Raw genomic sequence first — 13,248 nt, forward strand, 5'->3', positions numbered from 1 at the left:
TTGTCAGGGGCGTTCGGTTATGGCAGTCTGAGGCGCAGGAGATACCCCCCAGGGGTAATTGAGAAGGAGACGCGATGAGCACCACCACCTACACCGTCAGCGGGATGACCTGCGGCCACTGCGTGAGCTCGGTGACCGAGGAGGTCGAGCAGATCACCGGCGTGACCGGTGTGGACGTCGACCTGCCGAGCGGCAAGGTCACCGTCACCAGCCAGACGCCCCTCGACGACGCCCGCGTCCAGGCCGCCGTCGAGGAGGCCGGATACCAGCTGACCTCGTGAGCGAAGCGCGCCCCGCCTCCGGGCGGGGTGCCTCGCCCGACCGACGAGCGGAGTGAATCGGCATGAACAGCGCGACCAGGATCGGGGCCTACGCCGTAGGACTGGCGGTCGTCTTCGGCGGCGCCGCGGGCATCGGTAAGATCACCGGCCCCGTCGGCGAGCCCGCCGAGAAGATGGCCTCCCACGAGAACGGCGGCGGCCACGCCGGCGGCGAGGGCGGGCACAGCGGCGGGCACACCGCCGCGGCGGCCCACGCCCCCGGCGGCCTCCAGGTGTCGGAGGACGGCTACACGCTGACCCCCCAGCGGACGACCGTCACCCCGGGCGAGAAGACCGACTTCCGGTTCACCATCACCGGCCCGGACGGAAAGCCCGTCACCGCGTTCAAGCCCCTGCACGGCAAGCTGCTGCACCTGATCGTCGCGCGGCGCGACCTGGCGGGCTTCCAGCACCTGCACCCGACCCAGCTCGGCGGCGGCGTCTGGTCCGTCCAGATCAAGCTGCCGAAGGCGGGCGTGTACCGGTTCTTCACCGACATCCAGCCGACCGGCGCGACCCGGCAGCTCACGCTGGGGACCGACGTCTTCGCCCCGGGCGACCAGAAGCCCGCCCCGCTGCCCAAGCCCGAGCAGGTGGCGACGGTGGACGGCTACGAGGTGAAGCTCACCGGCGGTCTCACCCCGGGCAAGTCCACCGAGCTGACCCTCACCGTGAGCAAGGACGGCAGGCCGGTCACCGACCTGCAGCCGTACCTGGAGGCGTACGGGCACCTCGTCGCCCTGCGGCAGGGCGACCTCGCCTACCTGCACGTCCACCCGGACGGCGAGCCCGGCGACGGTGTCACCGAGCCCGGCCCCGGCATCACGTTCTCCGCCGAGGCGCCCAGTTCCGGCGCCTACCGGCTCTACCTGGACTTCAAGCACGGCGGCAAGGTCCGCACCGCCGAGTTCACGGTGCACGCCGGGGACGCCCAGGTCCCCGCGCAGGAGGCCGAACCCGGCCACGACGACCGCCCCCACACCCACTGACGCGTACCGCACGATCGATGCGAAGGAGGACACGATGAGCACGGAAGCGAAGTCCGCGCCTATCGAGCTGACGATCGGCGGTATGACGTGCGCCTCGTGCGCCAACCGCATCGAGCGGAAGCTCAACAAGATGGACGGCGTCACCGCGACCGTCAACTACGCCACCGAGAAGGCCCGCGTCGAGTTCCCCCCGGAGGTATCTCCGGAGGACCTGATCACGACGGTCGAGAAGGCGGGCTACACGGCCGCGCTGCCGGCCCCGCCGGTGGAGGAGGGCGCGCAGGACGCCGCGCCCGAGCCGGACGACGCCCTGCGCCCGGTCCGGCAGCGGCTCATCACCGCGGTCGTCCTGTCGGTCCCCGTCATCGCGATGGCGATGATCCCGGCCATCCAGTTCGAGGGGTGGCAGTGGCTCTCGCTGACGCTGGCCTCCCCGGTCGTGGTGTACGCGGGCTGGCCGTTCCACAAGGCCGCGGCGGTCAACCTGCGGCACGGCGCGACCACCATGGACACCCTGATCTCGCTGGGCACGCTCGCCGCGTTCGCCTGGTCGCTGTGGGCGCTGTTCCTCGGCACCGCCGGCGAGCTGGGCATCAAGCACGGGTTCGAGTTCTCGATGACCCGCTCGGACGGGTCGATGAACATCTACCTGGAGGCCGCGTCCGGTGTGATCATGTTCATCCTGGCCGGCCGGTACTTCGAGACGCGGTCCAAGCGCCGCGCCGGCGCCGCGCTGCGGGCCCTGCTGGAGCTCGGCGCCAAGGAGGTCTCGGTCATCCGGGACGGGCGCGAGGAGCGCGTCCCCATCGGCCGGCTCGCGGAGGGCGACCTGTTCGTCGTCCGTCCCGGCGAGAAGATCGCCACGGACGGGACGGTCGAGGAGGGCTCGTCCGCGGTGGACGCGTCCATGCTGACCGGCGAGTCGGTCCCGGTCGAGGTCGGGCCCGGCGACACGGTGGCCGGCGCGACCGTGAACGCCGGCGGGCGGCTGCTGGTGCGCGCCACCCGGATCGGCGCCGACACCCAGCTCGCGCAGATGGCGCGGCTGGTGGAGGAGGCGCAGAACGGCAAGGCGCAGGCGCAGCGGCTCGCCGACCGGATCTCCGGCGTCTTCGTCCCGATCGTGATCGCGCTGGCGATCGGCACGCTCGGCTTCTGGATCGGCACCGGCGAGCCGCTGGCCGGCGCGTTCACCGCCGCGGTCGCGGTGCTGATCATCGCCTGCCCGTGCGCCCTCGGCCTGGCCACCCCGACCGCGCTCATGGTCGGGACGGGACGCGGCGCGCAGCTCGGCATCCTGATCAAGGGCCCCGAGGTACTGGAGTCCACCCGCCGCGTCGACACGATCGTGCTGGACAAGACCGGCACCGTCACCACCGGCCGGATGGCCCTGGTCGACGTCGTCACCGCCGACGGCGTGTCGGAGGACGAGGTCCTGCGGCTGGCGGGGGCGCTGGAGAACGCGTCCGAGCACCCGATCGCCCAGGCGATCGCCAAGGGTGCCCTGGAGCGGGTCGGGGAACTCGGCACGGTCGAGGACTTCGCCAACGTGGAGGGCCTCGGCGTCCAGGGCGTGGTGGACGGGCACGGCGTCCTCGCGGGACGCCCGCAGCTGCTCGCCGAGTGGTCGCAGCACCTCACCGCCGACCTCGAACGCGCCATGGAGAAGGCCCAGGCGCTCGGCCACACCGCCGTCGCGGTGGGCTGGGACGGCGAGGCCCGCGCGGTCGTCACCGTCGCGGACCAGGTCAAGCCGACCTCGCGGGAGGCGGTCGAGCGGCTGACGGCGCTAGGGCTGCGTCCGGTCCTGCTGACCGGCGACAACGAGACGGTGGCCCGCACGGTCGCGGACGCGGTCGGCATCGAGGAGGTCATCGCCGAGGTCCTGCCGCAGGACAAGGTGGACGTGGTCAAGCGCCTCCAGTCCGAGGGGCGGACCGTGGCGATGGTCGGGGACGGGGTCAACGACGCCGCCGCGCTCGCCCAGGCCGACCTCGGCCTCGCGATGGGCACCGGGACGGACGTGGCGATCGAGGCGTCCGACCTGACCCTGGTGCGCGGCGACCTGCGCGCCGCGGCCGACGCGATCCGGCTGTCCCGCCGCACGCTCGGCACGATCAAGGGCAACCTGTTCTGGGCGTTCGCCTACAACGTGGCGGCCATCCCGCTGGCGGCGTCCGGGTTGCTGGTCCCGATGATCGCGGGTGGCGCCATGGCGTTCTCCTCGGTCTTCGTCGTCACCAACAGCCTCCGCCTCCGGAGCTTCAAGCCGCTCTGAGTCCGATCGCAGTGCCTGTGACGCCGGGCCTTGACGGCCCGGCGTCACAGGCACTGCGTGCGATGGCCGCCTCCCTCCGGGGTCCCCAGAGGCTCACTACGCGAGCAGCCCCTATAGCGCGGCCGACGTGCGGACTAAGGTCCGCGGGCCAGGAGAGCTCAGCGACGCAAGCTCGCGATAGGGGGCACAGGGTGGCGATCAGAGGCACAGGGTGGCGATCAGGAGCGCAAGGCCGCGATCAAGAGCGCAAGGCCGCGATCAAGAGCGCAAGGCCGCGATCAAGAGCGCAAGGCCGCGATCAAGGGGGCAGGGTGGCGATCAGGGGCGGAGGGTGGCGATCAGGGGGGCGAGGGTGGGGTCTTTGGCTGCCGTGTCCAAGGCCTCGGTGAGGGTCTCGACGTAGGTGGGGCTGGCCTTGTCCAGGACGGCCAGGCCCTCGTCGGTGATGACGCTGTAGACGCCGCGGCGGTCCTTGGGGCACATGGCGCGGCGGGTGAGGCCCGCGGCCTCCAGGCGGGCGACGAGCCGGCTGACCGAGCTCTGGTTGAGGCCGATGAGGTCGGCGAGCTCCTGCATCCGCAGCTCGTGGTCCTCGGCGCGGGAGAGGCGGCAGAGCGCCCGGTACTCCGACAGGCCGATCCCGTGGCGGCGCTGCAGCGCCTTGGCGAGGCGGGCCTCGACGCGCCCGTGCAGGGTGACGATGCCGTCCCAGAGGGGGCCGTCGGCGGTGCCCGTGGTCCCGGCGGTCTTCTCGGCAAGGCTCATCTCGCACCCGCTTCCTGTTGACGCCAGCATACATGCAATGCCAATATCTGCATGTACATACAACTCATGCAGGTACATGCACATGACCCGCCCGGCGAGAGGGGACCCCGATGACCGGCCCGCTGCTCACCCCGTACGAGGGCCCGCATCTCAGGCTGCGCAACCGGATCGCGATGGCGCCGATGACGCGGGGGAGGGCGGACGACGTGACCGCCGTCCCGCACCCGCTGACCGGGGAGTACTACGCGCAGCGGGCGGCGGCGGGCCTGATCGTCACCGAGGGGATCTGGCCGCACGAGCTCGGCAAGGGCGGCCCCGGCATCCCCGGGCTGGTGACGGACGAGCAGGTCGCCGGATGGCGCGAGGTCACCGGCGCCGTGCACGCGGCGGGCGGGACGATCTTCGCTCAGCTCTGGCACGTGGGCCGGATGACGCACCCGCTGAACCTGCCGGGCGGCGCGACGCCGGTCGCCCCCTCGGCCGTCCGGATCGAGTCGCAGCGGATCCACACGAACGCGGGCTCCGTCGAGCACGTCACGCCCCGCGCGATGACGACCGCCGAGGTCGAGGCGGCCGTCGGCCACTTCGCCGCCGAGGCGCGCAACGCGATCCGGGCCGGGTTCGACGGGGTCGAGGTGCACGGCGCGAACGGCTACCTCGTCCAGCAGTTCCTCGCCGAGAACACCAACCGGCGCACCGACCGGTTCGGCGGCTCCCGCGACGGCCGGATCCGCTTCGCGCTCGACGTCGTGCGGGCCGTGGCGGACGCGGTCGGCCCGGAGCGCGTCGGCCTGCGCATCTCCCCCGACAACCCGGAGAACGAGATCGCCGAAGAGGACCCGAAGGGCACCTACCGGGCGCTCGTCGACGCCGTGGACCCGCTCGGCCTGGCCTACCTGCACATCATCGAGCGCGGCGCGTACGGCGCCCTCGCCGACCTGCGCCCGCGCTGGTCGGGCACGCTGATCGGCAACTTCAACGGCGACGAGCCGACGACGCGGGCGGCCGGCGAGTCGGTGGTCGAGGCGGGGCTGGCCGACGTGTTCTCCTTCGGCCGCCTGTTCATCTCCAACCCCGACCTGCCCGCGCGGTTCGCGTCGGGCGCCCCGCTCGACCCGCACGTGCCCGAGCTCGTCTACGGCGGCGGCGCGGAGGGGTACGTGGACTACCCGGCGCTCACGTGAGGGGCACGTCCCAGAAAGCGATCTCGTGGCGCATGCCTTCCAGGAACAGGCGCTCCGCCACCGCCTGCTCGGCGCCGGACTCGTCGATCATCTGGGCGATGCGGGACGTCAGCTCCGCGAACCCCGGGTCGGCGTAGGTGTCGACCCAGCGGCGGTAGCGCGGCTCGGACGGCGGGTTATCCGCGAGCAGCCGTCCGAGGGTCGAGTAACCCCACATGCAGGGGTACAGGGCCGCGAGGCCATCGGCGTACACGGCGGCGCTGTCCAGGAGGAAGGACGTGTAGGCCGCGCAGGCCGGGCCCTTCTTGGCGCCGTCCAGGTCCGCGGCGAAGCTCGCGGAGAGGGACCGGTGCAGCTCAAGCTCGTCGTGGAACGTCGCATGGGCGAGATCGACGAGATCACCGAGATGGGGGTCGGGTGCCTGCCACGCAAGGCGCGAGAACACGCGCACGTAGTCGTGCAGGAAGAGGTAGTCCTGCTCCAGCCAGGAGCGGAATACGGCTTCGTCCAGATTTCCTTGGGCGATGCCCTGGACAGTGGGGTGCTCGAGCTGTTCGTCGACCAGAGGGCGGCCGAGGTGCTCCAGGCGTGCGGCGAGACTCATGCCGCCAAGTCTGCCCGCGAACGATCGGGCCCCGCCGGGTCGGACGACCCGGCGGGGCCTGATCTGCCCTAACGGACAGGGCTTGCACCGGTGTGTGGGTCGCCTCTCGGCGAAAGGCACAACACGGCTCCAGCCGGACGGTATTCCGTGAAGGCGAAAGGTGAGGCCCGGGGACACCAGGCACACCGGCTGTCATGTGTAACCGATGGGCCCCGGGGATTGTTCCCGGCCTCTGAAATCGGTGAAGGTCCCCGTCCGCCTGATGGTGTGCCAGCCCAGCCCCGCCCCCAGCAGGGCCGTGACCAGGGACTGGACGACGACCAGGTACATCAGCTGCCGGTAGACGAACTGCTGGAGCGGCAGCGCCCACAGCGGGCGGACGGGCTCGCCGTCCAGCCAGAGCGCGTAGGCGCCCGCGGCGGCCTGCGCGGCCACGAACACCGCCCAGGTGACGACGGGCGCGGCCGGGTCCAGGAAGACCAGCCCGAACAGCGCGAACAGATCGACGGCCGGCGCGAACAGCGGCAGCAGGACCTGGAACACCGTTAGGTAGGGCAGGCAGCGGCGCCCGAAACGCCCGGACCCGCCGCGCTCGACGACGGAGCGGCGGTGCTTCCACATCGCCTGCATCGTCCCGTAGCACCAGCGGTACCGCTGCCTCCACAGCTGCCGCAGGGAGGACGGCGTCTCCGTCCAGGCGATGGCCTTCTCCTCGTAGACGACGCGCATCCCGGTGCGGCAGATCGCCATGGTGAGGTCGGTGTCCTCGGCGAGGGTGTCGCCCGGGACGCCTCCCACCCGCGCCATCACCGACCGCCGGAACGCGCCGATCGCGCCCGGCACGGTCGGCATGCACCGCAGGACGTCGAACATCCGCCGGTCGAGGTTGAAGCCGATGACGTACTCGATGTGCTGCCAGCGTCCGAGGATGCCGCCGCGGTTCGCGACCTTGGTGTTCCCGCTGACCGCCGCCACGTCCGGGTCCGCGAACGGCGCGACGAGGTGCCGGATCGTGTCGCGCTGGAAGACGGTGTCGCCGTCCACCAGCACGAAGATCTCCGACCGGGCCACCTCCATGCCCGCGTTGAGCGCGCTCGGCTTGCCGCCGTTCGGCTTGCGGATCAGGTACACGCCGGGCAGGCCGAGGGAGTCGACGATCGCGGCCGTGCCGTCGGTGGACCCGTCGTCCACCACGATCACCTCGACGGTGCCCGGGTAGTCGGTGTCGAGGAGCGAGGCGACGGTCGCCGCGATCCCCGCCTCCTCGTTGTAGGCGGGGACGACCACGGACACGGGCGGGAACGGGTCGGGCGGCAGCTCCCCCGGCGGCGCCCGCCCCGGCCCGGCGGCCCGCCGCGGGCGGTACCGCGGCATCCGGACCCGCCGCATGTGGACGTGCGCGAACACCAGCAGCGTCAGGAGCCTGAGCACGTACAGGATCCCGGCCACCGCGAACAGCACGCCCATCGTCCCGGTGAGGGCGGACGCGGCGCGCTGGGCCGCGACGAGCGTCCAGCCGACGGCCCTCTCGTGCGCGGGCACCGGCACCTCGGCCGCGGGGATGCCGAGCGCCCGCGTGAGCGTGGTGAACCGGTAGCCCAGCGGCTGGAGCAAGTCGAGGATCCGCTCCACGGCCGCGACGGTCTCGGACCGGTCGCCGCCGGAGTCGTGCAGCATCACGACCGCGCCCTCGCCCTGCCGCTCCGCCGCCAGCGCCCGCCGGACGATCGTCGCGGTGCCCGGCTCGGCCCAGTCCTCGGTGTCGCGGTCGGCGAGGACCACGACGTACCCGTCCCGGCCGGCCCGCTCGGCCGCGCGCCACTCGGGCGCGGTCAGGCCGTCCGGACGGGACGAGTACGGCATCCGCATCAGCCGCGTGTGGACGCCCGCCGCGCCCGCCAGCGCCCGCTGCGTGAGGTCCATCTCCAGGCGCCCGCGCCACGCGGGCGCGGCGGCGAGGTCGACGTGCGTGTAGGTGTGCGACCCGATCTCGTGGCCCTCGCGGAGGATGCGCCTGGTCAGCGACGGGTTCTCGGCCACGCGGGCGCCGACGGTGAAGAACGTGGCGCGGGCGCCGCGGCGGCGCAGGACGTCCAGGAGCCGCGGCGTCCACTTCGGGTCGGGGCCGTCGTCGAACGTCAGCGCGATCGTCTTCGCGGGCATCCGGCGGCTCTGCGGGGTTCCTCCCGCGAGGTTGACGACCGGGCCGCCCGAGGCGATCTGGGACGGCGCCGGCACGGGCCGCCGCGGCACGTCCCGCGGCGCCTCGCCGACGGCGCCGTGCGCGAAGCCGTCCAGCAGGAGGAGCACGGTCAGCGCCAGCCCGCCGAGCAGGAGCAGAGCCCAGTGCCCCCGTGGCTCACGCCGCCGCACGGTCAGCGGTTCTTCTTCTGGCGGCCCCACGCGGGCGGGCTGGCCTGCGACTTCCCGGGACGGTCCGTGGTGGCGGCGGCCGTCGGGCCCGGGGTGGAGGACGGCTCCGGCGCCGCGGACAGAGCGGGCCTCCCGGCCTGCGCGGTGGGCCGGGGCCGCGCCGCCGCGGGCGCCTTGCTCGTCGTGTGCTTCGGCGGGACGCTCGGGCGGCTCAGCTTCACGCGCGGCTCGGGGGACGCGCGGCTCCACGGCGTCAGCGGCACATCGGCGCCCGTGGTCATGCCGAGGCCGAGCGAGCCCAGGAACACGATGAGGAGGGCGCCGGCGAGCAGCCCGATCCTGCGCCCGAACCGCGCCCGCCATCCGGACGCGTCGGCGAAGACGGGCGCCGTCTCCGCGTCCGGCTCCCGGTCCGGCGTCGCCGCGGGCATCGGTGTCGTCGAAGGCATCGGCGTCGCCGCCGGCAGGGGCGTCGTCGGCGTCGTCGGCGGCCCGGTCACCGGCGAAATGCCGGTGACAAGTAGCTTGTCCCGATCTTGCGGCACGTTGCCGATCATCCTTCGTCCATCAATCGGGTGCGGGGGGGGAACGCCCGGCGGCAAGGGCGTTCACTGCTTCAGCGCGTACCCCCGAGTACGTGTCACACCACCGGGGAAATGCCTGCACAATGGCGCGGTGGACGAGGACGAGCTGAGCCGGGCGCTGCGTGCGGCGCAGGACGGCGACGAGGCGTCCTTCCGCATGCTCTACCGCGACGTCCAGCCCCGCCTGATCCGGTTCGCCGGCGCGCTCGTCGGCGCGGACGCCGAGGACGTGACGTCGGAGGCCTGGCTGCAGATCGCCCGGGACCTCCGCTCGTTCCGCGGCGACCTCGACGGCTTCCGGGGCTGGACCGCGACGATCACCCGGCACCGCGCCCTGGACCATCTGCGCCGCCGGTCGCGGCGCCCCGACTCCGACCTGCCGGCCGAGGAGCTGGTGACGATGGCCGCCAGCGCCGACACCGAGCTGGACGCGCTGGACGGCATCGCCACCGAGCGGGCCCTGGCGCTGATCGCCGAACTCCCCCGCGACCAGGCCGAGGCGGTGCTGCTGCGCGTCGTCGTGGGCCTGGACGCCAAGTCGGCGGGCTCGGTCCTCGGCAAGCGTCCGGGCGCCGTCCGCACCGCCGCCTACCGCGGCCTGCGGCGCCTCGCCGAACGGCTGTCGTCCCCCCGTCCCCAGGCCGCCGACGACCCGGCACAGGCCCGGCCGCTCGTCCGAGGTGACAAAAGCGGCGGTACCGGCGCTGAAGGGGTGACATGAGCGACCACACCGAGCCCGGAAGGCCGGACGACCGCACCGCCGAGCGCCTGCTCGACGGCGGCGACGGCCCTGCCGCGCTGCGTGCGCTGCTCTCCGCCGCCGCGGCGCCCGGCCGCCCGGAGGAGCTCGGCGGCGAGGACGCCGCCGTCGCCGCGTTCCTGGCCGCCCCGCGTCCCGCCCGCCGGCACCGGGCGGCGGACCTGCGCCGCTTTCTGACCGCCAAGATCATCGCGGCGGTGGGCGGCCTGATCCTGCTGCTGTCGGGCGGCGTGGCGTACGCGACGGGCAACTTCCCCGGCCAGGAACCGGCGCCCTCCCCGTCCCCGACCCGCAGCGAGCACAAGGGCCGCGGCGGCGACAGCACCCCCGCGACGCACGGCTCGCGGCCTCCCGGGACGTCGCCGGCGCCCGGGGAGCCCGGAGCGGGGGGCACGCCCGGCGCCAGGAAGTCGCACGGCAGGGCGAACGCGCCGGGCCAGCAGAAGAAGACCGCGAAGCCGAGGACGCCGGTCACTCCTCCGAAGGGTCCGGGGAACAACAACGGCTCGTCGCCCGGCGCCAACTCGGGGAACGGCAGCGGCAACGGGAACGGCGCCGGCGGCGGCAACGGGCTGAGTCCGCAGAAGACCCAGAGCGGCTCCGGGAACGGCACCGTGGACCTCGATGGCGCCGACGACGGCGGCTCCTCCGGGGCAGGCAACGGCCAGGACTAGCCCCGGGCCTCGCGGACGGTCCGGCGGGCCTTGTGGGACCAGCGGGCCGGGTCGACCTCCAGGGCGGAGCGGTCCCAGTGGCCGAGGTCGGCCGCCGCCTCGTAGGTGTCCTGGAGGAACTCCAGCAGGGCGCGATCGGGATCGGGAGCCTTCCGCACCGCCTCGTACGGCAGCAGGAACTGGCCGTTCTCCCGGCTGTAGAAGGCGCCGGACGGCCCAACCGGACGGTCGGCGAATCCCGGCGGCTCGGGGTAGGCGTAGGCGTAGAAGGCGCCCTCCTCGCCTCCGCCGGGCCAGAAGCCGCAGCTGCTGAGCTCCCGTGAATAGCCTTCGACCATCACCCAGTCGCCGCAGTTCGGGGCCCCGCCCGGATGCTCGGGGGCGTCCCGTCCGGAGAAGCGCGTGCAGGCGAGGTCCATCGCGCCCCAGAAGAAGTGCACCGGGCTGACCTTGCCGGCGAAGCGGGAGCGGAACTCGCCCATCACCCGCGCGGGCTGGAGCAGCTGGCGCCAGAACAGGTGCGCCGCCGCGGCGTCGTAGGAGGCGTGCCGGTCGTCCTCCGCGAACGGGATCGCGGGGTCGACCTCGTTGGGGCGCGCCTGGATGCGCGTCGGGACCCCGAGGTCGTCGAGGGCCCGCATCGTCCGCGCGTAGAACTCCGAGACCGGCATGGGCTCCAGCCCGATCTCCCGTGCCCCGCCTTCGGTCGTGCGGACGAGCAGCAGGTGGTCGACGAAGTCGAACTCGATGTCGAACGCCCCCGTGCCGTGGGGGATCGCGGACGTGGTCAGGCCGCGCGCGCTGACGTACAGCGTCACCTGCCACCAGTGGTTCACCAGCGGCGCGTGCGCCAGCCGGATCTTCCCGACGATCTGCGTCCACATGTGCAGCGTGTCGCGGGTCTCCTGCCAGTCATCGACCCGCAGCCGCGGCCAGCCCTGTCCCTCCACCGTCGCCCCCCTCACCCGGACGTGTGCGGTCATGCCCGGCATCCCGGCGGCCCAACCTGATCCGCCCGGGGCGGTGTGGGGGTCAGAGGCAGCCTTCGAACTGCGGGACCTCGACGTCCGACAGGTCGAGGCCGGACGCGCCGAACCACTTGTGCATGAACTTCGCCATCATCCCGTCCTGGTACATCTCGGTGATGGCCCGGTTGAGCGCCTCGCAGCCGTCCGGGTCGCCCTGCCGGATCGCGATGCCCGTCCGCCGCTCGCCGAACCGGGAGTTCAGCAGGCGGAACCCGGCGCCCTGGCGCGTCTTCAGCCCGGCCAGGATCGTGTCGTTCGTGGTGACCGCGTCGATCCGGCCGTCCCCCAGCATGACCATGCACTCGTCGTAGGAGCGCGCCGTGACCGGGACCGCCGGCACCTCCCGCTCCACGGTCACGGCCTCGGCCGCGCCCGACCCGGTGACCGCGCAGATCCTGCGCCCCTTCAGGTCGCGGACCCCGCGCACCTTCTTCTCGCCGTCCCGGACGAGGATGTCCTGGTACGACAGGAGGTAGGGGCCCGCGAACGCGAGGCGCTGCTTCCACTCGGGCTCGATCCAGAACGTCAGCACCATGTCGACGTCGCCGTCCCGGAGGAGCCGCTCCCGGTCCCGCGCCAGCGCGGGGACGAACCGGACCTCCTTCCCCATCCGCTCCGCGAGGTAGCGGGAGACGTCCACGTCCAGGCCCTCGAACGTCCCGTCCGGACGCCGGAACCCGATGCCCGGCAGATCCGGCCGCACCCCGGCCACCAGCGCCTCCGCGCCGAGGATGGACGCCGTCTCGTCCCGCCCGCATCCGCTCAGCAGCAGGCAGCCGGCGAGCAGCGCGGTCGCGGCGGCGATGGGCCGCCGCGTCCTCGGACCCCCGAACCATGTCGCAGCCAACGATCAGGCCCCCCGTGTCGTGGCCGCCCCCGGCCCTCCGGCCGGGTCGGCGCGGTGCCGGTTCCAGGTCAGCGCCAGCTGGGTGCGGTTGGCGGATCCGGTCAGTTCCATCGCCCTCGCCAGGTGCTTCTTCACGGTGTCGGTGCTGATGAACAGGGCCTCGGCTATCTCCCTGTTCGTCAGCCCGCTCGCCACCAGATCGGCCACCTCCGCCTGGCGGGCGGTGAGGCGAGGCTCGACCGGCGTGCGCGCCGACTGCCGGACGTAAAGGCGGAAAAGGTTCTCCAGATGGCCTCTCAACAAGGAGACGCGGGCCAGGTCGACCGCCCGGAATTCTCCGGACTCTTTGGAGAGGATGCCGATTCCGGCGGCCGCTCCCGGCGCTTGGAGAAGCATGACCATCTTCGCGTGGATGCCATTCCGAAAAAGGAAGGAATCAAGGTATTCGCGCCCGCCGGGAAGGCCGAGGGGATCGAGCTGGTCCAGGGACACGACACGGCGGCCGCGGTAGCCGGGCGCGGCGGCGCGCTGGGCGAACGGGTCGAAGCGGTGCGCGTCCTCGACGTAGCGGCGGACGATGTGCCCAGGCAGGCCGTTCGCCACGGGCTCCCGGTCGGCGAAGAGGGCGGGGACCGTCCGGCCCGCGAAGAAGGTGGCGTGCCGGTAGCCGAGGTGGCGGGCGAGCGCGTCCACCGCGGTCTCCCGGAAGGCGGCGAGATCGGGCTGCCGCCCGCACTCCTCGACCACCGTGAGCAGGCGCGTCAGGTCACGGGTGCCGAGCGGGCCGTCCTGCATCGCCGTCACCTCGGGGCGCCGTCGTTCCACCTTCGGGCCATATCGAA

Annotated in this window: 13 protein-coding genes; 6 read left to right on the plus strand and 7 right to left on the minus strand. The window is 73.1% G+C overall.

Translation table 11 applies throughout. The annotated features are described in order from the left end of the window. Positions 1-74 precede the first annotated feature (74 nt). From BM339_RS29315 to BM339_RS29325, 3 genes are all read left to right on the plus strand, one after another. Positions 75-281 carry a heavy-metal-associated domain-containing protein gene (locus tag BM339_RS29315; protein ID WP_021595909.1) on the plus strand — a complete coding sequence of 69 codons (207 nt, stop codon included), beginning with the start codon at positions 75-77 and terminating at the stop codon, positions 279-281. A 62-nt stretch (positions 282-343) separates the two neighbouring features. Then, positions 344-1,309 carry a hypothetical protein gene (locus BM339_RS29320; RefSeq protein ID WP_075022917.1) on the plus strand — a complete coding sequence of 322 codons (966 nt, stop codon included), beginning with the start codon at positions 344-346 and terminating at the stop codon, positions 1,307-1,309. 34 nt (positions 1,310-1,343) lie between these two features. Next, positions 1,344-3,587 carry a heavy metal translocating P-type ATPase gene (locus tag BM339_RS29325; RefSeq protein WP_075022918.1) on the plus strand — a complete coding sequence of 748 codons (2,244 nt, stop codon included), beginning with the start codon at positions 1,344-1,346 and terminating at the stop codon, positions 3,585-3,587. 318 nt (positions 3,588-3,905) lie between these two features. On the opposite strand, the gene BM339_RS29330 is transcribed toward BM339_RS29325, so the two are convergent. Beyond that, positions 3,906-4,352, minus strand: coding sequence for a MarR family winged helix-turn-helix transcriptional regulator (locus tag BM339_RS29330; RefSeq protein WP_075022919.1), 447 nt, complete (start codon positions 4,350-4,352; stop codon positions 3,906-3,908). 110 nt (positions 4,353-4,462) lie between these two features. Between BM339_RS29330 and BM339_RS29335 the strand changes: the two genes are divergently transcribed. Next, positions 4,463-5,536 (plus strand): alkene reductase, encoded by a 1,074-nt coding sequence (locus BM339_RS29335; RefSeq protein WP_075022920.1) that lies wholly within the window; start codon positions 4,463-4,465, stop codon positions 5,534-5,536. Here the strand turns inward: BM339_RS29335 and BM339_RS29340 are convergent. The 3 genes from BM339_RS29340 to BM339_RS51785 form a co-directional block, all read right to left on the minus strand. Next, the gene (locus BM339_RS29340) at positions 5,529-6,140 is read right to left on the minus strand and encodes a TenA family protein (protein ID WP_075022921.1); all 612 of its coding nucleotides are present in this window, start codon (positions 6,138-6,140) and stop codon (positions 5,529-5,531) included. The two genes, BM339_RS29335 and BM339_RS29340, sit on opposite strands and share 8 nt — an antisense overlap. A 192-nt stretch (positions 6,141-6,332) precedes the next feature. Then, positions 6,333-8,513, minus strand: a complete 2,181-nt coding sequence (locus BM339_RS29345) for a bifunctional polysaccharide deacetylase/glycosyltransferase family 2 protein (protein WP_256255498.1) — start codon at positions 8,511-8,513, stop codon at positions 6,333-6,335. 2 nt (positions 8,514-8,515) lie between these two features. Continuing rightward, entirely contained in the window at positions 8,516-8,962 is a 447-nt protein-coding gene (locus BM339_RS51785; protein ID WP_256255499.1) for a superantigen-like protein SSL4, read from the minus strand. 226 nt (positions 8,963-9,188) lie between these two features. Here BM339_RS51785 and BM339_RS29355 point away from each other — a divergent pair, with 226 nt between their 5' ends. Together BM339_RS29355 and BM339_RS29360 are read left to right on the plus strand one after the other, a co-directional pair. Further along, positions 9,189-9,818 (plus strand): RNA polymerase sigma factor, encoded by a 630-nt coding sequence (locus BM339_RS29355; RefSeq protein WP_075022923.1) that lies wholly within the window; start codon positions 9,189-9,191, stop codon positions 9,816-9,818. Next, positions 9,815-10,531, plus strand: coding sequence for a hypothetical protein (locus BM339_RS29360; protein WP_075022924.1), 717 nt, complete (start codon positions 9,815-9,817; stop codon positions 10,529-10,531). Before BM339_RS29355 ends, BM339_RS29360 begins: the two co-directional genes overlap by 4 nt. On the opposite strand, the gene BM339_RS29365 is transcribed toward BM339_RS29360, so the two are convergent. From BM339_RS29365 to BM339_RS51790, 3 genes are read right to left on the minus strand one after another with little or no spacing between them, the layout of a single operon-like run. Continuing rightward, complete coding sequence (locus tag BM339_RS29365) at positions 10,528-11,514, minus strand: DUF5996 family protein (protein WP_075022925.1); 987 nt, start codon at positions 11,512-11,514, stop codon at positions 10,528-10,530. The two genes, BM339_RS29360 and BM339_RS29365, sit on opposite strands and share 4 nt — an antisense overlap. Positions 11,515-11,563: 49 nt before the next feature. After that, positions 11,564-12,406 carry a transporter substrate-binding domain-containing protein gene (locus tag BM339_RS29370; RefSeq protein ID WP_075022926.1) on the minus strand — a complete coding sequence of 281 codons (843 nt, stop codon included), beginning with the start codon at positions 12,404-12,406 and terminating at the stop codon, positions 11,564-11,566. Between the two features lie 3 nt (positions 12,407-12,409). Beyond that, positions 12,410-13,231, minus strand: coding sequence for a helix-turn-helix transcriptional regulator (locus tag BM339_RS51790; protein ID WP_143118645.1), 822 nt, complete (start codon positions 13,229-13,231; stop codon positions 12,410-12,412). Positions 13,232-13,248: the final 17 nt, after the last annotated feature.

This window comes from Actinomadura madurae (assembly GCF_900115095.1).
GTDB lineage: Bacteria > Actinomycetota > Actinomycetes > Streptosporangiales > Streptosporangiaceae > Spirillospora > Spirillospora madurae.

Bases quoted from the DNA above. Each gene is read 5' to 3' on its own strand.
- BM339_RS29340 (WP_075022921.1), bottom strand. From the start codon at position 6,140: ATGAGTCTCGCCGCACGCCTGGAGCACCTCGGCCGCCCTCTGGTCGAC.
- BM339_RS29325 (WP_075022918.1), top strand. From the start codon at position 1,344: ATGAGCACGGAAGCGAAGTCCGCGCCTATCGAGCTGACGATCGGCGGT.
- BM339_RS29320 (WP_075022917.1), top strand. From the start codon at position 344: ATGAACAGCGCGACCAGGATCGGGGCCTACGCCGTAGGACTGGCGGTC.
- BM339_RS29335 (WP_075022920.1), top strand. From the start codon at position 4,463: ATGACCGGCCCGCTGCTCACCCCGTACGAGGGCCCGCATCTCAGGCTG.
- BM339_RS29365 (WP_075022925.1), bottom strand. From the start codon at position 11,514: ATGACCGCACACGTCCGGGTGAGGGGGGCGACGGTGGAGGGACAGGGC.
- BM339_RS51785 (WP_256255499.1), bottom strand. From the start codon at position 8,962: ATGCCTTCGACGACACCGATGCCCGCGGCGACGCCGGACCGGGAGCCG.
- BM339_RS29330 (WP_075022919.1), bottom strand. From the start codon at position 4,352: ATGAGCCTTGCCGAGAAGACCGCCGGGACCACGGGCACCGCCGACGGC.
- BM339_RS29315 (WP_021595909.1), top strand. From the start codon at position 75: ATGAGCACCACCACCTACACCGTCAGCGGGATGACCTGCGGCCACTGC.
- BM339_RS29360 (WP_075022924.1), top strand. From the start codon at position 9,815: ATGAGCGACCACACCGAGCCCGGAAGGCCGGACGACCGCACCGCCGAG.